This window comes from Streptomyces sp. NPDC006384 (assembly GCF_042870695.1).
In the GTDB taxonomy this organism is placed as follows: Bacteria; Actinomycetota; Actinomycetes; order Streptomycetales; family Streptomycetaceae; genus Streptomyces.
Genome location: NZ_JBIAHR010000035.1, coordinates 1 through 20972, shown reverse-complemented (window position 1 = coordinate 20972; position 20972 = coordinate 1). Strand labels below are relative to the sequence as shown.

Sequence of the window (20972 nt, the reverse complement as noted above, 5' to 3'; positions counted from 1 at the left end):
GGAGCCATGCGTCGTCTGTTCGTCGGCCTCACGGCCGTGTCCGTCCTGACCGCGGCGACGGCCTGCGGTTCGTCCGACGGCTCCAAGGGGCCGGACGGCGCCGGTTCGTCCGGCGGCACCACCACGGTCAAGGTGGGGCTCGTCCCCATCGTGGACGTCGCGCCGCTGTACCTCGGGCAGAAGAAGGGCTTCTTCGAGGAGCGGGGGCTGAAGCTGGACTTCTCCAGCGCGCAGGGCGGCGCGGCGATCGTGCCCGGCGTGGTCAGCGGCCAGTTCCACTTCGGCTTCAGCAACATGACCTCGCTCATGATCGCCCAGTCCAACAACGTGCCGGTCAAGGCGGTGGCGAACGGCATCGCGTCGACCGGCGTGGTGGGAAAGGACTTCGAGGCGTTGACCGTCAAGGGCGACAGCCCGATCAAGTCGGCGAAGGACCTGGAGGGCAAGAAGGTCGCCATCAACACGCTGAAGAACATCAACGAGACCGCGGTACGGGCATCGGTCGGCCGTGCGGGAGGCGACCCCGACAAGGTGGAACTCGTCGAGATGGCCTTCGACCAGATGCCGGCCGCGCTCGACGGCGGCCGGATCGACGCGGCGATGGTGGTGGAACCGGCGCTGGCCACGATCAAGAGCCAGGGCGGCCGGGAGATCGCCTCCCCCATGGTCGACATCGCGCCGAAGCTCACGGTCGCCATGTACTTCACCTCCACGCGGTACGCGCAGCAGAACCCGGAGGTGGTGAAGAAGTTCCAGGAGGCCACCGCCGAGTCCCTCGCCTACGCCGACTCCCACCCCGACGAGGTCCGCGAGGTCATCACCACGTACACCAGGATCCCGGCGGACGTGCTGGCGAAGGTGACGCTGCCGAAGTGGCCGACCGAACCGGATCGCTCCTCCCTCACCGCGCTGGCTAAACTCGGTTACTCCGACGGTCTGTTCAAGCGGTTCCCCGACCTGGACGAGCTGCTGCCGTGAGGGGCGGGGACGCCGCACTGGGCGCGGCCGGGCTCGCCGCCTTCCTCGCCCTGGGCGAGGCGGTGCCGCGGTTCGGCCTGGTGAAGGAGGAGTACTTCCCGCCCACCAGCCGTATCGCCGACGCGCTCGGTGCCGAGATCACGGACGGCGCGTTCTGGACCGCCCTCGGCGACACGCTCACCGGCTGGGCGCTGGGCCTGGCCGTCGCGGTCGCCGCGGGGATCGCCGCCGGGGTGCTCCTGTCGGTGGTGCCGTACCTGCGCGAGGCGACGGCGTCCACGATCGAGTTCCTGCGCCCGATCCCGTCGGTGGCGCTGATCCCGCTGGCGGTGCTGCTGTACGGCACCGAACTGAGGTCGGTGCTGCTGCTGGTCGTGTACGCGTCCTTCTGGCAGGTGCTGATCCAGGTGCTGTACGGCGTCCAGGACGTCGACCCGGTCGCCGAGGAGACGGCGCGGTCGTACGGGCTCGGCGCCTGGGCTCGCGTGCGGCACGTGCTGTGGCCGACGGCGCTGCCGTACGTGATGACCGGGGTGCGGCTGGCGGCGGCCGTCGCGCTGATCCTCGCCGTCACCGCCGAACTGGTCATCGGCGCCCCGGGGCTGGGCGCCCGGATCGCCGTCGCGCAGACCTCGCAGGCGGTGCCGGAGATGTACGCGCTGATCGTCGTCACCGGCCTGCTCGGGCTGCTGATCAACGTCGGTGCCCGGTCGGTGGAGCGGCGGGCGCTGGCCTGGCACCAGTCGGTGCGCGGGGAGGTGGCGGTGTGAGGCGGCTGCTGCTGCGGCTGGTGCTCGCGGGCGCCCTGCCGGCGATGCTGGTGGCCCTGTGGTGGGCGGCCTCGGCCGGCAGCACGGACGTGTACCGGCCGCCGCTCGGCACGATCCTGGCCGCCTTCCCGGAGGTGTGGACCGGCGAGCGGTGGCGCGGTGACGTGCTGCCCAGCGTGCTGAGGCTGGCGGCGGGCTACGCGCTCGCGGGCGTCGCCGGGGTCGCGCTCGGCACGCTGATCGGCTCCTACCGGCGGGTGCGGGCGGTGTGCGAGCCGGTGCTGGAGTTCCTGCGGGCCGTGCCGCCGCCGGTGCTGGTGCCGGTGATCATGCTGTTCGCGGGCATCGGCGACACGATGAAGGTCGTCGTCATCGCGAGCGGCTGCGTGTGGCCGGTGCTGCTCAACACGGTCGAGGGGGTGCGGGCACTCGACGCGGTGACGGCCGAGACGGCCCGCTCCTACGGCATCACGGGCGTGGCCCGGCTGAAGGACGTGGTGCTGCCCTCGGCGGGCCCGCAGATCTTCGCGGGTCTGCGCCAGGCCCTGTCGATCGGCATCATCCTGATGGTGATCAGCGAGATGTTCGCCGCCAGCAACGGCCTCGGTTTCGCCGTCGTGCAGTTCCAGCGTTCCTTCGCGATCCCCGAGATGTGGACCGGCATCCTGCTGCTCGGCCTGCTCGGTTTCGTGCTGTCGGTCCTGTTCCGGCTGGTCGAGCGGCGGGTGCTCGGCTGGTACCACGGCCTGCGCGCCGCCTCCCGGCGGTCGGTGTGAAGCCCCCGAAACCTGCGAAAGGGCGGTCCATGCTCGACGTACGCGGTCTGCGGAAGGTGTACGAGGGATCGGGGCGGCGCGTCGAGGCGGTGCGCGACCTGACCTTCACCGTGGCGGCCGGTGAACTGGTGTGTCTGGTCGGGCCGTCGGGGTGCGGCAAGACGACGCTGCTGAAGTGCGTGGGCGGACTGCTCGCGCCGACGGCCGGCGAGGTGTTCCTGGCGGGGCGGAGGGTGGAGGGCCCGCCGCCGGGGATGGCGTTCGTCTTCCAGGAGTACGGGCGCAGCCTGTTCCCGTGGAAACGGGTCGGCGAGAACGTCGAACTCCCCCTGAGGCAGAAGGAACTGAGCCGGGCCGGGCGCCGCGCGCTGGTGGCGGACGCGCTCGCCTCGGTCGGGCTGGCGGACGCCGCCGGGGCGTACCCGTGGCAGCTGTCCGGGGGCATGCAGCAGCGGGTGGCGATCGCGCGGGCGCTGGCGTACGAGCCCGAGGTGCTGCTGATGGACGAGCCGTTCGCGGCGGTGGACGCGCAGACCCGGGCCGACCTGGAGGACCTGGTGCGGCGGCTGTGGCGGGAGCGCGGCATCACGGTCCTGTTCGTCACCCACGACATCGACGAGGCCGTCTACCTGGGCGAGCGGGTGATCGTCCTGTCCGCCTCCCCCACCGTCGTGCGGGAACAGCTGGAGGTCGATCTGCCGGCCGACCGGGACCAGGTGCACACCCGGGTCTCCCCGCGCTTCGCCGAGCTGCGGACCCGTGTGTACGAGCAGATCCAGGCGGCGAAACGCGGCACGGACGACGGCCGGCCGGTCACGAAGGACGCGCCCCCGCTCCGCTGAACGGGGCCGGCGCCGCCGGTTCCGGCCGCCGGCGGACGCCTGCGGTGTTCGCCCGGGCGGCACGGTGGCGGGGAGGCCGGACGGAGGGGCAGGTCCTCGCGGGCGTGCTCAGCCCGTGCCGGTGACCACTCTCAGATGGGAGGCGGGGCGCCGGGCGCGGCCGGGCCGCTGCGGGGGGCGGCGCGTCTCGCGCGGGATCAGCGTCAGCCGGGTGCAGCCCAGTTCCTCCAGGGACCGGGGGGTCTCGACGACGACGCGGCACTCGGTCGCGCCCCGCCCCGGCCCGGAGAGGTGCAGCGGCCGTACGGCGCCGTCGTGCTCGACGGCCCGCTCGCCCACGGCGCGTATCCAGTGCGGCAGGCCCTGACGGTACGCCGCCTCCATGATCGGGTCCTGGGCGATGTCCCGGCGGACCGCCTGCAGCACGGCGTCGTGCCCGTGCCGTTCCAGGACGGCGGCGAAGTGGGCCAGCATCGGCAGGCACCAGCTCGCCTCGTGGTCGCCGAGGACCGCGGACGCGTCCGGGTGGAAGAGGACGAAGCGGAGGAAGTTGTCGGCCGGCATGGCCGTGGGGTGCGGTCCGACGCCCCGGAAGAGTGTCCGGAAGGCGCCGTTGGCGAGGACCACGTCCCAGCGGTGGTCGACGACGAAGGACGGGAAGGACACGGCCTCCAGGAGCGCGGCGTAGTCCTGGAGGTACGCCTGGGCGTCGGAGGTCGAGGGGACGGGCCGCGGAACCGGCCGCTGCCCTTCTGCCTGAAATGCCATCGGGAGGTCACCCCTCTTGCCTATGCGGCCTTCTCGCGGCGTCCCGATCCTGGGGCCCCGACGTGAGGCGTGTCAACTATCGTGGCATTTCGTGCCTGTTGAAGGCTGAAACAGGCCACAGTTGTGGCGAGACCTGGATGTGGGTTCCCGCGGCAGGCTAGTCTCCGGGAAGTTCACGGCTGCCGCTTGTGAGAAGCCTGTGGGGCATCTGAGAGACGTAGGAGATCTGTCGGTGACGGGTGGCTTCGAGGGTCCGGGCGTCAGGCCGTCGGCCGCGCTGCCGGCCGTGGTCGCCCGTGTCACCGCACTCGCGGAGCGGCTCGGTGTGCCGCACTCCGAGGTCTTCGACGTCGGCGCGCTGTCCGTCGCCTCCGGTGTCCCCGAGCCCGTGGTGGGTGCCCTGCTGAGCGGCCGGCCGGCGGGCGAGCCGGATGTGCAGGCCCGGTTCGTGCAGCGGCTGGACCTGCTGCGCCGCACCCGGCTCAAGCCCAACGGCCGCAGGTACACCCAGCAGGAGATCGCCGACGGCGCCGGTATGTCCCGGCAGCAGGCGGGTGCCCTCATCAACGGCGACCGGCGGCCCACCATGGAGCACTGCGACGCCCTCCAGCGTTTCTTCGGCGTGCACGCCGGGTTCCTCACCGCGGAGGATCCCGAGGCGCTCACGGGCGTTCTCCAGCAGACCGAGCAGGAGCTGCTGCAACGGCTCGCCGACCGCGAGCGGGCGGCGGCGGACACCGGCGGCGACCCGCTGGAGCGGCTGCTGCGGGACCACGGGGTGCGCGGCATCGCCTGGCGGGCCGCCCAACTGCCCACCGACCAGCACCGCGACAAGGTCGCCGAGTGGCTGGACATGCTGCTGGAGAGCGTCAAGCGCCCCGAGCCGTGAGCCCCGGGGCGTGCCCGGGGCCGGTGGGCACGGTCAGAAGTGCGGGACGGTGATCGCGGTGGCCACCAGCCCCTGACGTGCGGACCAGTGGCCCCGGAAGTGGGTCAGGCGGTGCCCGTCCACGGTCGGCCCCGGCACCAGGAGGGCGGCGCGCAGCCCGCCGCGGCGTTCGTCGTCGGGGTCCACGGAGATCTCGATGTCGGCCTCCGTGAAGTCCAGCCACTGCCCGGTGAGGGGGAACCACGCCTTGTAGACGGACTCCTTGGCGCTGAACAGCAGCCGCTCCCAGTGGACGCCGGGGTGCTCCCCGGCGAGCCGGCGCAGCCGTTCCACCTCGCCGGGGAGGGCCACGGCGGACAGGACGCCGTCGGGCAGCGGCCCGTCGGGTTCGGCGTCGATGCCGAGGGAGGCCAGGTCGGCGGCGCGGGCCAGGGCCGCGGCGCAGTAGCCGTCGCAGTGGGTCATGCTGCCCACCAGCCCGGCCGGCCAGCGCGGTTCGCCCCGCGGTCCGGGCAGGACGGGCTGCGGGGGCACGCCGAGTTTCCGCATGGCCCGGCGGGCGCAGGACCGGACGGCGGTGAACTCGCGGCGCCGCTTGGCGACGGCCCGCTCGACGAGGGGCTCCTCCTCGGGGAGGAGGGGCGGGTGTCCCGCGTCGTCCAGGTCGTGGGACTCCACGGCGACGACCGTGCCGGGCAGCAGTTCGTCGATCACCGGGCCGCCTCCGTCCCCGAGGGCGCGGGCAGGATGCGGCGCAGTCGTCCCGGCGGCCCGGTCCGCTTGCGCCATTCGCGGGGATATCCCACCGAGACCTCCTCGAAGCGGACACCGTCGTGCCAGGTGGTGCGCGGGATGTGGAGATGGCCGTAGACCATGGCGGCGACCCGGAACCTGCGGTGCCAGTCGGCGGTCAGCCGGGTGCCGCACCACATGGCGAACTCGGGGTACCACAGGACGTCGGTGGGGTGCCGGTGCAGCGGATAGTGGTTGACGAGGACCGTCGGCAGGCCGGGGGGCAGTGCGGCGAGTCTGCGCTCAGCCGCGGCGACCCGCGCCCGGCACCAGGCCTCGCGGCTCGGATACGGGTCGGGGTGCAGCAGGTGCTCGTCGGTGCACACGACGCCGGTCCCGTGGGCGTAGTCCAGTCCCTCCTCCTTCGTCGCGCAGCCGGCCGGGAGGAAGGTGTAGTCGTAGAGCAGGAACAGCGGTGCGACGACCGCCGGGCCTCCCTCGCCCTCCCACACGGGGTAGGGGTCCTCGGGCGTCGTCACGCCGAGTTCGCGGCACATCTCGACGAGGTGCAGGTAGCGGGCCTCGCCGCGCAGGGTGACGGTGTCCTTCGGGTGGGTCCACAGTTCGTGGTTGCCGGGTGCCCAGACGACGCGGCGGAAGCGGCCGGCGAGGGTGCCGAGGGCCCAGCGGACGTCGGACACCGTCTCGGCCACGTCGCCTGCCACCAGCAGCCAGTCGTCGTCGGACTCGGGGGTCATGTCCTCGACCAGGGCGCGGTTCTCCGGGTAGCCGATGTGCAGGTCGCTGATGGCCCACAGCCGGCCCTGACCGCCGTTCACGCCTGTCATCCCCTCGGCTCCTCCCCCGTGTGCCGTGCGCCGTCGTCGCCGCCAAGAGATCACATCCGGGTCCGGGCCACAAGGGCGGCACGGGCGGGCGTCCGTGTGCGGGCCAGTACGTGCGGGGCGCCCCGCACGCCGGCCGGCCAGGGATCCGAGGACCCTCGGGGCTACCTGAGATAGGCGAGCCCCGGGTGGACGGCCGTGTAGCCGTCGACGAGGCGGCGGGCGACGTTCACCGAGTCGACGAGCGGGTGCAGGGCGAAGGCCTTGACGGCCGCGGCGCGCGAACCGGTCCCGGCCGCGGCCAGCACCTCCCGCTCGACGGCCTTGACCGCGCAGACCAGCCCGGTGGCGTGCCCCGGCAGCGGGTCGACGGCCACCGGGTGCGCGCCGCTCGCGTCGACCACGCACGGGACCTCGATCACGGCCTCGGGGTCCAGGGCCGCGAGGGTGCCGCGGTTGCGGACGTCGAGGATGAGGACCGTGCGCTCGTTGCGGGCGATGGCCCGCATCAGCGCCAGGGCGACCTTCTCGTAGCCGCCGGACAGGTCGTCGGCCTCGCGCTCCCCGGCGCCGGCGGCCTCCCGGTTCTCGGCCATGTAGGTGGCCTCGCGTTCGGCGCGGGTGCGTTCCCAGGCGGCGAGGGCGGGCGTGCCGGGGCGGCGCATCTCCTCGTAGAAGCGGGCCTGCTGGTCGCGCAGGAAGGCGCCGCGGGTCCGTTCCGCCTCCTGGTAGGCGCGTACGGCCTCCCGCTCGAAGTAGTAGTAGTGCAGGTACTCGTTGGGGATCGCGCCCAGCGAGCGGAGCCAGTCGGCGCCGAAGAGACGGCCCTCCTCGAAGGAGCCGAGCAGCGCGGGGTCGGCGAGCAGGCGCGGGAGTTCGTCGCGGCCGTCGACGCGCAGGCCGCGGACCCAGCCGAGGTGGTTGAGGCCGACGTAGTCGATCCACGCCTCGTCCGGGTCGGCGCCGAGCACGCGGGCGATGCGGCGGCCGAGGCCGACCGGGGAGTCGCAGATGCCGATGACGCGGTCGCCGAGGTGCCGGGACATCGCCTCGGTGACCAGCCCGGCGGGGTTGGTGAAGTTGATGACCCAGGCGTCGGGGGCCAGCCGGGCCACGCGGCGGGCGATGTCGGCGGCGACCGGAACGGTGCGCAGGCCGTACGCGATGCCGCCCGCGCCGACCGTCTCCTGGCCGAGGACGCCCTCGGCGAGGGCGATCCGTTCGTCGTCCGCGCGTCCCTGGAGGCCGCCGACGCGGATCGCGGAGAACACGAAGTCGGCGCCGCGCAGCGCCTCGTCCAGGTCGGTCGTGGCGGTCACCGCGGGGGCGTCCGGCACCCCGGCGGCCTGCTCGGCCAGTACCCGGGTCACGGCGGAGAGCCGGCCGGCGTCCAGGTCGTGCAGGACGACGTGGGTCACGCGTCCCTCGGCGCGGTCCGCGAGGAGCGCCCCGTACACCAGCGGCACCCGGAATCCGCCGCCGCCCAGAATCGTCAGTCTCACATCCGCACCTTCCCTCACGCGCCTGCCCGCTGTCGCCGCCGATCATGGCACGCCCCGCGCGCGGCATCCCGCGGTCACCGGAAGCGGCGCCCGGGCCCGGTGCGGCGCGCCGCCGGTGCGGGGCGGGACCTGTGCGGGGCGGGACCGGTGTGTGGCGGGACCGGTGCGGGGCGGTCCGCGGATATCCCTCTCACCGGTGAGGACGGGGCCGGCCGGCCCCGTGATACTGGAACGGCCCCCGCCCCGAGGAGCCGGAGCCGCCCATGTCCGCCGCCTCCCCCCTCGCCTCCGTCACCGCCCGGCTGCGTACCACGAATCCGTACGCCGTCGACGCGGCCGTCGCCGCGCTGGCGCTGTTCGCCGTCTCCCTGCAGTGGCTGTTCCCGGACGAGGGGGACGACCCGCTGTCCTGGCAGGGCTGGCTGCTCGGGGCCGCGACGGTCGTGCCGCTGGTGTGGCGGCGCAGGGCGCCGTTCGCGACGGCGTGCGCCGTGTCGGTGGCCACCCCCGTCCAGGCGTTCCACCACGCGCCGCCGCCGGACCTGATGTACGGCGGGTTCGTCGTCCTGTACACCCTGGCGGCCCTCGGCCGGCCCTGGCAGCGGCGGACGATGCTGGCGGGCTGGCTGGCCGGGGTGGCTCTCACCATTTGGCACCGGGAGGACGCCGAGCCCTTCGAGTACGCCTTCCAGCTGCTGAGCATCGTGTGCGCGTACGCCTTCGGCGTGCTCGCGCGCACCCAGCGGGCGTACACCGCCGAACTGGAGGACCGGGCACGGCGGCTGGAGCGCGAGCGGGCCGCCGGCGCGGCGCGGGCGGCGGCGCGGGAACGGGCCCGGATCGCCCGTGACATGCACGACATCCTGGCGCACGCGGTGAGTCTGATGGTGGTGCAGGCCGAGGCCGGGCCGGTGGTGGTGCGCAGCGATCCGGCGCGCGCGGAGGCCGCGTTCGACGCGATCGCGGGCGCGGGGCGGGACGCGATGACCCAACTGCGGCGCATCCTCGGGGTGCTCGGGCGGGAGCAGGAGGAGCCCGGGCCGCAGCGGCTGCCGCAGCCGGGGGTGGACGCGCTGCCCGCTCTGGTCCGGCAGGTCGGCGAATCGGCCGGGCTGCGCGTGGAGTTGCGGGTGACGGGCCAGCCGCGCCCGCTGCCGCCGGACACCCAGGTCGCCGCCTACCGCATCGCGCAGGAGGCCCTCACCAACACGGTCAGACACGCGTACGCTGCCTCCGCGACGGTCGGACTCGACTGGGGGGAGGACGACGTGACCCTGACGGTGACGGACGACGGACGGGGGCCGTCCCCGGCGCCCGGGGGCGGTGGGCACGGGCTGATCGGCATCCGGGAGCGGGCCGCGGCCTGCGGGGGCGAGGCGGCCACCGGCGCCGGACCGGGCGGCGGTTTCCGCGTCGTGGCGCGCCTGCCCCTCGCCGCCGGGCGGCGGACGGCGCTCGGGTGAGCGTCCGGGTGGTCGTCGCCGACGACCAGGAGCTGGTCCGCAGCGGGTTCACCATGATCCTCGAGGCGCAGGACGACATCGAGGTCGTCGCCGAGGCCGGGGACGGCGCGGAGGCGGTCGCGGCGGTCGGCCGGCACGCGCCCGACGTGCTGCTGCTGGACATCCGCATGCCGGTCATGGACGGACTGGAGGCGGCGCGGCTGGTGTGCGCGCGGTCCGCGTGCAAGGTCGTCATGCTGACCACGTTCGACCTGGACGAGTACGTGTACGAGGCGCTGTACGCGGGCGCGAGCGGCTTCCTCCTCAAGGACGTGCGCCGGGACGACCTGGTGCACGCGGTGCGGGTGGTGGCGGCCGGCGACTCGCTGCTCGCGCCCGCGGTGACGCGCCGGCTGGTCGCGGACATCGTGCGGCGGCGCCGCGCCGGAACGGCCGCCGAGGTCACGCCGCGGCGGCTGGAGGTGCTGACCGCGCGTGAGGTGGAGACGCTGCGGCTGCTGGCCCGCGGGCTGTCCAACGCCGAGATCGCCACGACGCTGTTCGTGAGCGAGCACACCGTCAAGACCCATGTCAGCAATGTGCTGGGCAAGCTCGGTCTCAGGGACCGGGTGCAGGCGGTGATCTGCGCGTACGAGACGGGTCTGGTGGCTCCCGGCTCACCCTGACCGATCCGGGAACGATCGGGGGCCGATCCGGGAGCGATCGGGGACCGATCCGGGAGTGATCCGGCAGTCCGGTCTTCCACCTTGCCGAGACCTATCGTTTTTCGATAGTTTCTCATCGTTGCTCGATAGAAGCTCGGAGGAGAGACGATGGGAAAGCCGGCCATGCTCGCGTTGCGAGCCGTCCTGGTGGTACTGCTCGCCGGTTCGGTGTTCGTGGAGGCGGTCATGCTGCCGCTGATCTTCATGGACATGGAGAACGAGGCCGATGCGGTGACGTCGCTGCGGGTGCCGCTGATCACGACGCTCTTCCTCGGGACGGTCGCCGCCCAGGTGATCCTGGTCTGTGTCTGGAGGCTGCTGACGATGGCCCGGCGCGGCACGGTCTTCTCGCACGCCGCCTTCCGCTACGTGGACGTCGTCACCGGCGCGTTCGCCACGGGCGCCGTGCTGGTGTGGGTCTTCGGCCTGCTGCTGTCGATGATCAACGCCGGCGGGCCGGAGGAGGACCAGGTCGCGCCCGGCATCGTCCTGCTGGTCGGCGGCGTGGGCCTGGCCGTTCTCGGCGTCGCGCTGATCGTCCTCGTCCTGCGGACGCTGCTCGCCCGGGCCGTCGACCGCGACCTGGAGGCCTCGCGGATGCGGGCCGAGCTGGACGAGGTGATCTGATGCCGATCGTCGTGGAGATCGACGTGATGCTGGCCCGCCGGAAGATGTCCGTGGGCGAACTGGCCGAACGGGTCGGCATCACCCCCGCCAACCTCGCCGTCCTGAAGAACGGCCGCGCCAAGGCGGTCCGCTTCACCACCCTCGCCGCGCTGTGCGAGGTGCTGGACTGCCAGCCGGGGGACCTGCTGCGGTGGGAGCCCGCGGAACCCGGTGCGGCCGGCGCCGTCGAGGAGGCCGGCGCGGACCTGGCCGGATGAGCCGCGGGAACGGGGAACCCGGGTGAGGATCCGCCCTTGCCCGGGTCTTCCGCCGGAGGACGCCATGCCCGCCCAGCTCCCGCCTGGGCGAAGGCCATGGAGGCACCTTTCCGGCGGGGCCGGCGGGTCCGGCGGCCCCGTCTCCCCCCGGCGGGTGAGGCCGGCGTCGCTCTCCCCCGTACGGGCGAGTCCCGCAAACCGCTCTCCCGGGCGATCCGGCGGGCCCCGGCGGCCCCGACTCTGGTGGCGACACCGGAAGACGAACCGCCGGGAGGGACCGTGCTGTCCACACTCGCCCGGGCGGCTACCCGCCGCCCCTCGACCGTGATGCTCCTGTGGGGCCTGTTCCTGCTGCTCGGCCTCGGCCTCGGGACGGGCGTCTTCGGGAAGCTCTCCGACGACGTGCCCGACGTCCCCGGCACCGAGTCGGAGGTGACCGCCGAGTACCTGGACGGCCTCGACCCCTCCGGCGAGTCGATCACTGCCGTCGTCGAGGCCGCCGCCGTCGGCGACCCCCGGGTGCGCGCCGAGGTGGGGCGTGCCGTCGCCGACCTGAGGAGGATCGCGGGCGTCGCCGCCGTACCCGACCCGTACGCCACGCGCGGCCTGGTCGCCGGGGACGGGCGGGCGCTGATCGTGCCCGTCGAGTTCGCGGGCGGTCTGGGTGACGACGCCGAGGAGGAGGCGGTGGAGGCGGCGGCGGCCCGGCTGCACGGGATCGACGCGTCCGGCGTGCACGTCAGCGGCGGCCCCCTGCTCGGCGAACAGCTCGGCGAGCGCGCCCAGGAGGACGTGAAGAACGCGGAGCTGCTCTCCCTGCCCGTCGTCCTGGTGCTGCTGCTCGTCGTGTTCGGCGGGCTGCGCGCGGCCGGGCTGCCGCTGCTGGTCGCACTCGCCGGCATCGCGGGCGCGTTCCTCGCCCTGTCCGGCTTCAGCCAGGTCACCGACGTCTCCGTGTACGCGATCCAGGTCACGACGATGCTGGGGCTCGGTCTCGCCGTGGACTACGCCCTGCTGATGCTGGTCCGTTTCCGCGAGGAGCGGCGGCACACGGCGGACGTGGCCGAGGCCGTGCACCGCACCGTCGCGGCGGCCGGACGGACCGTGCTGTTCTCCGGGCTGACCGTGGCCGTGAGCCTGGCCGGGCTGCTGGTCTTCCCGAGCACGTTCCTGCGCAGCATGGGCCTCGCGGTGGCCGCCGTGGTCGTCGTCGACATGCTCGCCGCGCTGACGCTGCTGCCCGCGCTGCTGGCCCGGTTCGGCGGGAGGATCACCCCGGCGAGGACCCGGCCGGACGGGGAGGAGGGCCGGCTCTTCGCCCGCCTCGCCCGTTTCGCCGCCCGCCGGCGCGTGGCCGTCCTGGCCGTCGTCGTCCCGGCCCTGCTGGTGCTGGCGCTGCCCGTCACCGGGATGCGCATCGACATCGGGGACGCGCGGCAGCTCCCCCGCAGCACCGAGGCACGGCGGCTGTACGACGCGGTCGGCGCGCACTTCCCGCCGGGCACCGGTGTCGAGCCGGTCACCGTGGTGCTGCGGCCCGGCACCGACGCCGCGACCGCCGGCCGGATCGGCGCGCTCGTGCCGGGAACCGGGCGGCGGGACCTGCCCGGTGGCACGACGGTGCTCGAACTGCCCCCGTCCGGCCCGGCCGACGGCGCGGCGGCCACCGCACTGGTCGAGCGGGTACGGGAGATGCGCGGCGACGCGCCCGTCCAGGTCACCGGCACCGCGGCCCAGCTGGTCGACTTCCGGCAGATGCTCGCCGACCGGGCGCCCTGGGCGGCGCTGACCGTGCTGGCCGGGATCTTCGCGCTGCTGTTCGCCTTCACCGGGTCGGTGCTGCTGCCGCTGCGCACCGTGGCGACGACGCTGCTCAGTCTGGCCGCCGCGCTCGGCGCCGTCGTGTGGGTGTTCCAGGAGGGGCATCTGGCCGGGCTGATCGGTGCCGAGGGGCTGGGCGCGCTGAGCCTGACGGCGCCGCCGCTGATCATCGCGATCGCCTTCGGACTCGCCATGGACTACGAGCTGTTCATCCTGGCCCGGATGCGCGAGGCCCGGGAGCGCGGCGAGGACGACCGGCAGGCCGTGGTGACCGGGCTGCGCCGCTCCGGGCGCGTGGTGACCTGCGCTGCGCTGCTGCTCGCGGTGGTGTTCGCGGCCTTCATGACGGGCGGTTTCTCCCCCATCCTGCAGATCGGTCTCGGCCTCACCCTGGCGGTGCTGATCGACGCGACGGTCGTACGGATGCTGCTGGTCCCGGCGTCCATGGCGCTGCTCGGGCGGTGGGCGTGGTGGGCACCGGGGCCGCTGCGCCGGGCGCACGAGCGGTTCGGCGTGCGCGAGGGGCCCGTCGCCGTCCCCGCCGCGCCGGAGCCGGCACGCCGGTGACACGGTACGGCCGCGGGGGCCGCCCCCCCCCCCGGGGGGGGGGGGGGGGGGGGCCCCCCCCCCGCCCCGGCCCCCCCCCCCCGCCCGCGCGGGCCCCCCCCCCCGCGCCCCCCCCCCCCCCCCCCCCGCCCCCCCCCCCCCCCCCCCCCCCCCGTACCGCCGTCTCAGCGCAGCTCCGCCCGGAAGGCCGCCGGTGTCTGGTCGGTGTGCTGCTGGAAGAACTTGGAGAAGTTCGCCGCGTCCGGGAAGCCGACCGCCGCGCCGACCCGGCCGATCGGCATGTCGGTGTGGGCCAGGAGCCGCTTGGCCTCCAGGACGACGCGTTTGTCGATGAAGCCCTTGGGCGTCTCGCCGGTGGCGGCGCGCACCGCGCGCACGAGGGTGCGGCGGGAGTAACCGAGCGCGTCGGCGTAGGCGCTGACGCTGTGGTTGGTGGCGAAGTCCCGCTCGACCGCGTCGCGGAAGAGGGTGAAGGTGGTGTCCCCGGGCGCCTGCCCCTCGCGCGCCTCCTGCGCGGAGCTGGCCGCGAGGTGCGCGAGGCGCAGCAGGAACGCGGTGAGCGTGTGGCGCAGTACGGCGGTGTGCAGGCTGAGCGGGAGGGTCGTGGCGTCCTCGTACTCGCGGCGCAGCTGGTCGAGAGAGGCGGTCAGGGCGGCGAGCCGGGCCTCGTCGGGACGGAGCAGGGGCGGCAGGTCGTAGCGGTAGAGGCCGGTGGCCTCCACGGTCGCGCGGGGCAGGAAGCCGGGCTGCATGGTCAGCACGGTTCCGCGGTACTCGCTGTCCGGCGAGAAGCGGTGGACCTGGCCGGGACGGATCCACAGCAGATCGCCGGCCGTCGCCTCGTACTCGGCGAAGTCGATCATGTGCCGGACCGGTCCGCCGGTGAAGAGCATGACGACGTGGAAGTCGATGCGGTGCACGCGGTGCAGCGGGGCCTGCGCGTGCCAGGTGCGGCCCGTACCCATGGGGCCGACCTGTATGCCGACGCCGAGGAGGCTGAGATCGACCGGGAAGGGGAACGTTCTGATCCCGCCGCCGTCACCGTCGCCGTATTGCGTGTGTTCGCCCGCCATGTCCTTCTCGCACCGTGCCGCCCGTGCGCCGTGCCGCCAGGGCGTGTCCCAGTTTCACCACAGGCTGGCACACGATGACCTTCACTCCCAAAAGTCAGACTTTTAAGTTTGAACGCATCAGACCAGTTCCTACGCTCCGATCGAGGACTTCTTGAAGATGAGCACGCACACAGCGGACGGCGCGGACCGCCTCGTATGGACCGAACTCGACCGGCGTGCCGTCGACACCGCCCGCGTTCTGGCGGCCGATGCCGTGCAGAAGGTGGGCAACGGCCACCCGGGCACGGCGATGGCCCTGGCTCCTGCCGCGTACACGATCTTTCAGAAGGTGATGCGGCACGACCCCGCCGATCCGGAGTGGACCGGCCGTGACCGCTTCGTCCTCTCCCCCGGCCACACCTCGCTGACCCTCTACACCCAGCTCTACCTGGCCGGGTACGAGCTGGAGCTGGACGACCTGAAGGCGTTCCGCACGCACGGCTCGAAGACCCCGGGCCACCCGGAGTACGGGCACACCGCGGGCGTGGAGACGACGACCGGCCCGCTGGGCCAGGGCGTCGCCAACGCGGTGGGCATGGCGATGGCCGCCCGCTACGAGCGCGGCCTGTTCGACCCCGAGGCCCCCGAGGGCACCTCGCCCTTCGACCACACGATCTGGGCGATCGTCTCCGACGGCGACCTCCAGGAGGGCGTCTCCGCCGAGGCCTCCTCCCTCGCCGGGCACCAGAGGCTCGGCAACCTGGTCTTCCTCTACGACGACAACCACATCTCCATCGAGGGCGACACCGCGACCGCGTTCTCCGAGGACGTGCTGAAGCGGTACGAGGCCTACGGCTGGCACGTGCAGCGCATCGAGCCCGCCGAGAACGGCGACGTGGACGTGCACGCGCTGTACGCGGCGCTGACGGCGGCGAAGGCCGAGACCGCGCGCCCCTCGATCATCGCGATGCGTACGATCATCGCCTGGCCCGCCCCGAACGCGCGGAACACCGAGGCGTCCCACGGCTCCGCCCTCGGCGAGGACGAGGTGGCGGCCACCAAGCGCGTCCTCGGCTTCGATCCGGAGAAGACCTTCGAGGTCGCCGACGACGTGCTCGCCCACACCCGGGGAGCCCTGGACCGGGGCGCCGAGGCGCACGCCGCCTGGGCCAAGCGGCTCGACAAGTGGCGCGGCGACCAGCCGGAGCGCGCTCAGCTGTTCGACCGCGTGGTCGCCGGCCGGCTCCCCGAGGGCTGGCAGGACGCGCTGCCGGTGTTCGAGCCCGGCAAGGCGGTCGCCACCCGCGCCGCCTCCGGCAAGGTGCTGCAGGCCCTCGGCCCGGTCCTGCCCGAGCTGTGGGGCGGCTCCGCCGACCTGGCCGGCTCCAACAACACGACCATCGACAAGACCAGTTCCTTCCTCCCGAAGGGCAACCCGCTGCCGGAGGCCGACCCGTACGGGCGCACCGTGCACTTCGGCATCCGCGAGTTCTCGATGGCCGCGGAGATGAACGGCATCGCCCTGCACGGCAACACCCGCGTCTACGGCGGCACCTTCCTGGTCTTCTCCGACTACATGCGCAACGCGGTGCGCATGTCCGCGCTGATGCAGCTCCCGGTGACCTACGTGTGGACGCACGACTCCATCGGCCTGGGCGAGGACGGCCCGACCCACCAGCCCGTGGAGCACCTGGCCGCCCTGCGCGCCATCCCCGGCCTCAACGTCGTCCGCCCGGCCGACGCCAACGAGACCGCGATCGCCTGGGCTGAGATCCTCAGGCGCCACTCGACCAGGCCCGCCCCGCACGGCCTCGCGCTGAGCCGCCAGGGCCTGCCGACGTACGAGCCGAACCCGGACGCGGCACGCGGCGGGTACGTCCTCGCCGAGGCCTCCACCGGCTCCCCCGACGTCGTCCTGATCGCCACCGGCTCCGAGGTGCGGCTGGCCGTGGCCGCGCGGGAGGCGCTGGAGGCGGAGGGCACGCCCACGCGGGTGGTGTCGATGCCGTCCGTGGAGTGGTTCGAGGAGCAGAGCCGCGAGTACCGCGAGAGCGTGCTGCCGCCGTCCGTGAGGGCCCGGGTGGCCGTCGAGGCCGGCATCGGCCTGACCTGGTACCGCTTCGTGGGCGACGCGGGCCGCATCGTCTCCCTGGAGCACTTCGGCGCCTCCGCCGACGCCGAGACCCTGTTCGCCGAGTACGGCTTCACCGCCGAGCACGTGGCCGCCGCCGCCAGGGAGTCCCTGGCCGCCGCCCGCGGCTGAGCCGGCGCCCCCTGAGAAGCAGAAAGAGAAGATGATCACTGTGACCGAAGCAACCGCACCCGCGGGAGCACTGCGACGCCTGTCCGAGGCGGGCGTCTCCGTCTGGCTGGACGACCTGTCGCGGCGGCGGATCGAGTCCGGCAGCCTCGCCGAGCTGATCGCCACGAAGAACGTCGTCGGCGTCACCACCAACCCGTCGATCTTCCAGGCCGCCATCGGCTCTGGCGAAGGTTACGAGGAGCAGCTCGCCGATCTGGCAACCCGGGGCGTCACCGTCGACGAGGCGGTCCGCATGATGACCACGGCCGACGTCCGCGCCGCCGCCGACGTGCTGCGCCCCGTCTTCGACGCCACCGGCGGCCGGGACGGCCGGGTCTCCATCGAGGTCGACCCGCGCCTGGCCCACGACACGACGGCCACGATCGCCGAGGCCAGGCAGCTCGCCTGGCTCGTCGACCGCCCCAACGTGATGATCAAGATCCCGGCGACGAAGGCCGGTCTCCCCGCGATCACCGAGGTCGTCGGCGCCGGCATCAGCGTCAACGTCACGCTGATCTTCTCGCTGGAGCGCTACCGCGAGGTCATGGACGCCTACCTGGCCGGCCTGGAGAAGGCGCAGGCGGCCGGGATCGACCTGGCCGGCATCCACTCCGTGGCCTCCTTCTTCGTCTCCCGCGTCGACAGCGAGATCGACAAGCGGCTGACGCTGCTGGGCACGGACGAGGCCCTCGCCCTGAAGGGGAAGGCGGCCCTGGCCAACGCGCGACTGGCCTACGAGGCGTACGAGGAAGTCTTCTCCGGCGACCGTTTCACCGCCCTCGCCGGTGCCCGGGCCAACGCCCAGCGCCCCCTGTGGGCGTCCACCGGTGTGAAGGACCCCGCATATCGGGACACCCTGTACGTGGAGGAGCTGGTCGCTCCCGGCACCGTGAACACGATGCCGGAGGCCACCCTGGACGCCACCGCCGATCACGGTGACGTCCGGGGCGACACGGTCACCGGTGGTTACGCCCAGGCCCGGGCGGACCTCGCGGCCGTGGAGCGGCTCGGCATCTCGTACGACGAGGTCGTGGAGCAGCTGGAGCAGGAGGGCGTCGCCAAGTTCGAGACGGCCTGGCAGGACCTGCTCGACGCCGTGACGAAGTCCCTCAACAGCAAGGGAGTTGACGGGGAATGAGCGAGGAGCTTCCCGCTACGACGGCCCACGGGGCCAGGGCGACGAAGGAAGCCGAGGAGGCCCGGGCGGCCCGGGAGGCCGCGGGCACGCCGGAGACCGGCGCGCCCGGGGCCGCCGGCGCGCCCGAGGCCGCCGGGTCCGGCAAGCCCGCGCGGTCCGCCCGGAAGTCCAAGGCGTCCGGCACCGCCGGGAAGGCGAAGGACAAGAAGGCGGACGAGAACCCCGTCGAGCCCGTGGCACCGCTCGACTGGAGCAATCCCCTGCGCGATCCGCAGGACCGCCGGCTGCCGCGCATCGCCGGCCCCTCCGGCCTGGTCATCTTCGGCGTCACCGGCGACCTGTCCCGCAAGAAGCTGATGCCGGCCGTGTACGACCTCGCCAACCGGGGTCTGCTGCCGCCGGGCTTCTCCCTGGTCGGCTTCGCCCGCCGGGACTGGGAGAACCAGGACTTCGCCGAGGTCGTGCACGACGCCGTCAAGGAACACGCGCGCACCCCCTTCCGCGAGGAGGTCTGGCAGCAGCTCGCCGAGGGCATGCGCTTCATCCCCGGCGACTTCGACGACGACGAGGCCTTCGAGCAGCTGCGCAAGTCCGTCGAGGAGCTGGACGCCTCCCGCGGCACCAGCGGCAACTACGCCTTCTACCTCTCCGTGCCGCCGAAGTTCTTCCCCAAGGTCGTCCAGCAGCTGAAGAAGCACGGCCTGGCCGACGCCCCGGAGGGCTCCTGGCGCCGCGCGGTCATCGAGAAGCCGTTCGGGCACGATCTGGAGAGCGCCTGCGAGCTGAACGCGCTGGTGCACGACGTCTTCGACCCGGAGCAGGTCTTCCGCATCGACCACTACCTGGGCAAGGAGACCGTCCAGAACATCCTGGCGCTGCGCTTCGCCAACACGATGTACGAGCCGATCTGGAACCGGTCCTACGTGGACCACGTGCAGATCACCATGGCCGAGGACATCGGCATCGGCGGCCGGGCCGGTTATTACGACGGCATCGGCGCCGCCCGCGACGTCATCCAGAACCACCTCCTGCAGCTCCTCGCGCTGACCGCGATGGAGGAGCCCGCCTCCTTCGACGCCGCGTCACTGCTCACCGAGAAGCTGAAGGTGCTGCGCGCGGTCCGGCTCCCCGACGACCTCGGCGCGCACACCGTGCGCGGCCAGTACGCGGCCGGCTGGCAGGGCGGCGCGAAGGTGCCCGGCTATCTGGAGGAGGAGGGCATCGACCCGGCCTCCACCACCGACACCTACGCCGCGATCAAGCTGGACATCGACAACCGCCGCTGGGCGGGCGTCCCCTTCTACCTGCGCACCGGCAAGCGGCTCGGCCGCCGGGTCACCGAGATCGCGGTCGTCTTCCAGCGCGCCCCGCACTCACCCTTCGACACCACCGCGACGGAGGAACTCGGCGAGAACGCCATCGTCATCCGCGTCCAGCCCGACGAGGGCATGACGGTCCGCTTCGGCTCCAAGGTGCCGGGCACGTCGATGGAGATCCGGGACGTGTCCATGGACTTCGCGTACGGCGAGTCCTTCACGGAGTCCAGCCCCGAGGCGTACGAACGGCTGATCCTGGACGTCCTCCTGGGCGACGCCAACCTGTTCCCCCGTCACCAGGAGGTGGAAGAGTCCTGGCGGATCCTCGACCCGATCGAGGAGTACTGGGCCACGCACGGCAGGCCCGCGCAGTACGCCTCGGGCGGCTGGGGACCCGAGGAAGCCGACGAGATGCTCGCACGAGACGGACGGAGCTGGCGCAGGCCATGAGGATCGACCTGACCGACACCACGGCAAGCAAGGTCAACAAGGCGCTGGTGCAGGGCCGCCGCGCCATCGGGACCCCGGCCGTGGGCATGGTCCTGACGATGGTGATCGTCACGGACGAGGAGAACGCCTACGACTCGATCAAGGCAGCCGAGGAGGCCTCGCACGAGCACCCCTCGCGCACCCTGGTCGTCATCAAGCGGCACACCCGCAACCTGCGCGAACGCACCCGCTCGCACCTCGACGCCGAGGTCCGGGTCGGCTCGGAGGCCGGCACCGGCGAGACGGTCGTGCTGCGCATGTACGGCGAGGTGTCCGAGCACGCCGACTCGGTCGTGCTGCCGCTGCTGCTGCCGGACGCCCCGGTCGTCGTGTGGTGGCCGGTGGACGCCCCCGACAACCCGGCCAAGGACCCGCTGGGCGCGCTGGCACAGCGCAGGATCACCGACCTGTACGCGGTCGAGAAGCCGATGGAGGTCCTGGAGAAGCGCGTACGCACCTACGCGCCCGGCGACACCGACCTGGCCTGGACCCGGCTGACGCTGTGGCGGTCCATGCTGGCCGCGGCGCTGGACCAGGCCCGGGTGCCGGTGACGTCGGCGGCCGTGGAGGCCGAGGCGGACAACCCGGCGGCCGAGCTGCTGGCCCGCTGGCTCCGGGCGCGCCTCGGCGTGGAGGTCGAGCGCGTCGTCACCGACGGCCCGGTGATCACAGCGGTCCGCCTGGGCACCGCGAACGGCGAGATCGTCCTCGACCGGCCCGAGGGCCCGCTCGCCACCCTCACCCTGCCGGACCAGCCGCCGCGCACCCTCGCGCTGAAGGTCCGCCCCACCTCCGAACTCATCGCCGAGGAGCTCAGGCGCCTCGACGCGGACGAGATGTACGCCATCGCCCTGCGCGGCGAGGCCGGCAAGGAGACCCCCGTCCATGTCTGACACCCCCAAGCTCACCGACCGGCCCGAGTGGGCCGCGCTGAAGGACCACCGCTCGGACGCGCTCGCGCGACCGGACCTGCGCGAGCTGTTCGACGCCGATCCCGGCCGGGCCGAACGGTACGTCGTGCGCGTCGGCGACCTGCGCATCGACTACTCCAAGCATCTGGTGACCGATGAGACGCTGCGGCTGTTGCGTGAACTGGCCGTGGCCACCGATGTGTTCGGGCTGCGGGACGCCATG

Annotated in this window: 19 protein-coding genes and 1 pseudogene; 15 read left to right on the top strand and 5 right to left on the bottom strand. The window is 73.2% G+C overall.

The features are described 5' to 3' along the window. The first annotated feature begins 6 nt into the window (after positions 1-6). From ACFYOJ_RS33430 to ACFYOJ_RS33415, 4 genes are read left to right on the top strand one after another with little or no spacing between them, the layout of a single operon-like run. On the top strand, positions 7-978 hold the full coding sequence (locus tag ACFYOJ_RS33430) for an ABC transporter substrate-binding protein (RefSeq protein ID WP_356557890.1): 972 nt from the start codon (positions 7-9) through the stop codon (positions 976-978). Then, positions 975-1748, top strand: coding sequence for an ABC transporter permease subunit (locus ACFYOJ_RS33425; RefSeq protein WP_356557891.1), 774 nt, complete (start codon positions 975-977; stop codon positions 1746-1748). The genes ACFYOJ_RS33430 and ACFYOJ_RS33425 overlap by 4 nt, the downstream gene beginning before the upstream one ends. After that, positions 1745-2524, top strand: coding sequence for an ABC transporter permease subunit (locus ACFYOJ_RS33420; RefSeq protein ID WP_356557892.1), 780 nt, complete (start codon positions 1745-1747; stop codon positions 2522-2524). Before ACFYOJ_RS33425 ends, ACFYOJ_RS33420 begins: the two co-directional genes overlap by 4 nt. Positions 2525-2553: 29 nt before the next feature. Next, on the top strand, positions 2554-3366 hold the full coding sequence (locus ACFYOJ_RS33415; RefSeq protein ID WP_356557893.1) for an ABC transporter ATP-binding protein: 813 nt from the start codon (positions 2554-2556) through the stop codon (positions 3364-3366). Between the two features lie 108 nt (positions 3367-3474). Here the strand turns inward: ACFYOJ_RS33415 and ACFYOJ_RS33410 are convergent, their stop codons facing one another. After that, complete coding sequence (locus ACFYOJ_RS33410) at positions 3475-4134, bottom strand: hypothetical protein (RefSeq protein ID WP_356557894.1); 660 nt, start codon at positions 4132-4134, stop codon at positions 3475-3477. Between the two features lie 232 nt (positions 4135-4366). Between ACFYOJ_RS33410 and ACFYOJ_RS33405 the strand changes: the two genes are divergently transcribed. Further along, positions 4367-5023 (top strand): helix-turn-helix transcriptional regulator, encoded by a 657-nt coding sequence (locus tag ACFYOJ_RS33405; protein ID WP_356557895.1) that lies wholly within the window; start codon positions 4367-4369, stop codon positions 5021-5023. A gap of 33 nt (positions 5024-5056) precedes the next feature. On the opposite strand, the gene ACFYOJ_RS33400 is transcribed toward ACFYOJ_RS33405, so the two are convergent. The 3 genes from ACFYOJ_RS33400 to ACFYOJ_RS33390 form a co-directional block, all read right to left on the bottom strand. Further along, positions 5057-5737 (bottom strand): 4'-phosphopantetheinyl transferase superfamily protein, encoded by a 681-nt coding sequence (locus ACFYOJ_RS33400; protein ID WP_356557896.1) that lies wholly within the window; start codon positions 5735-5737, stop codon positions 5057-5059. Further along, positions 5734-6603, bottom strand: coding sequence for a metallophosphoesterase (locus ACFYOJ_RS33395; RefSeq protein ID WP_356557897.1), 870 nt, complete (start codon positions 6601-6603; stop codon positions 5734-5736). Before ACFYOJ_RS33395 ends, ACFYOJ_RS33400 begins: the two co-directional genes overlap by 4 nt. Before the next feature lie 161 nt (positions 6604-6764). Further along, complete coding sequence (locus ACFYOJ_RS33390) at positions 6765-8102, bottom strand: 6-phospho-beta-glucosidase (RefSeq protein WP_356557898.1); 1338 nt, start codon at positions 8100-8102, stop codon at positions 6765-6767. 263 nt (positions 8103-8365) lie between these two features. On the opposite strand from ACFYOJ_RS33390, the gene ACFYOJ_RS33385 reads away from it, so the two are divergent. The 5 genes from ACFYOJ_RS33385 to ACFYOJ_RS33365 all read left to right on the top strand — a co-directional run bounded on the left by ACFYOJ_RS33385 (position 8366) and on the right by ACFYOJ_RS33365 (position 13541). Further along, a complete protein-coding gene (locus tag ACFYOJ_RS33385) occupies positions 8366-9565 on the top strand; it encodes a histidine kinase (protein ID WP_356557899.1) in 1200 nt (399 codons plus the stop codon). Next, positions 9562-10230: a response regulator transcription factor gene (locus tag ACFYOJ_RS33380; RefSeq protein ID WP_356557900.1), complete on the top strand. Its 669-nt coding sequence runs from the start codon at positions 9562-9564 to the stop codon at positions 10228-10230. The genes ACFYOJ_RS33385 and ACFYOJ_RS33380 overlap by 4 nt, the downstream gene beginning before the upstream one ends. Positions 10231-10377: 147 nt before the next feature. Next, on the top strand, positions 10378-10896 hold the full coding sequence (locus ACFYOJ_RS33375; protein ID WP_356557901.1) for a DUF2975 domain-containing protein: 519 nt from the start codon (positions 10378-10380) through the stop codon (positions 10894-10896). After that, entirely contained in the window at positions 10896-11153 is a 258-nt protein-coding gene (locus tag ACFYOJ_RS33370) for a helix-turn-helix transcriptional regulator (protein ID WP_356557902.1), read from the top strand. The genes ACFYOJ_RS33375 and ACFYOJ_RS33370 overlap by 1 nt, the downstream gene beginning before the upstream one ends. 279 nt (positions 11154-11432) lie before the next feature. Then, the gene (locus ACFYOJ_RS33365) at positions 11433-13541 is read left to right on the top strand and encodes an MMPL family transporter (RefSeq protein ID WP_356557903.1); all 2109 of its coding nucleotides are present in this window, start codon (positions 11433-11435) and stop codon (positions 13539-13541) included. 164 nt (positions 13542-13705) lie between these two features. Here the strand turns inward: ACFYOJ_RS33365 and ACFYOJ_RS33360 are convergent, their stop codons facing one another. Next, positions 13706-14614 carry an AraC family transcriptional regulator gene (locus ACFYOJ_RS33360; protein WP_356559202.1) on the bottom strand — a complete coding sequence of 303 codons (909 nt, stop codon included), beginning with the start codon at positions 14612-14614 and terminating at the stop codon, positions 13706-13708. A 157-nt stretch (positions 14615-14771) separates the two neighbouring features. On the opposite strand from ACFYOJ_RS33360, the gene tkt reads away from it, so the two are divergent. The 5 genes and pseudogenes from tkt to ACFYOJ_RS33335 form a co-directional block, all read left to right on the top strand. Further along, positions 14772-16856, top strand: a complete 2085-nt coding sequence (tkt, locus tag ACFYOJ_RS33355) for a transketolase (RefSeq protein WP_356559200.1) — start codon at positions 14772-14774, stop codon at positions 16854-16856. A 31-nt stretch (positions 16857-16887) separates the two neighbouring features. Further along, complete coding sequence (tal, locus tag ACFYOJ_RS33350; protein ID WP_356559198.1) at positions 16888-18033, top strand: transaldolase; 1146 nt, start codon at positions 16888-16890, stop codon at positions 18031-18033. After that, positions 18030-19799, top strand: coding sequence for a glucose-6-phosphate dehydrogenase (gene zwf / locus ACFYOJ_RS33345; protein WP_356559196.1), 1770 nt, complete (start codon positions 18030-18032; stop codon positions 19797-19799). Before tal ends, zwf begins: the two co-directional genes overlap by 4 nt. Beyond that, complete coding sequence (gene opcA / locus ACFYOJ_RS33340; protein ID WP_356559194.1) at positions 19796-20731, top strand: glucose-6-phosphate dehydrogenase assembly protein OpcA; 936 nt, start codon at positions 19796-19798, stop codon at positions 20729-20731. The genes zwf and opcA overlap by 4 nt, the downstream gene beginning before the upstream one ends. Then, a pseudogene (locus ACFYOJ_RS33335) lies at positions 20724-20972 on the top strand (glucose-6-phosphate isomerase); the annotation flags it as partial. The gene opcA and the pseudogene ACFYOJ_RS33335, both read left to right, overlap by 8 nt.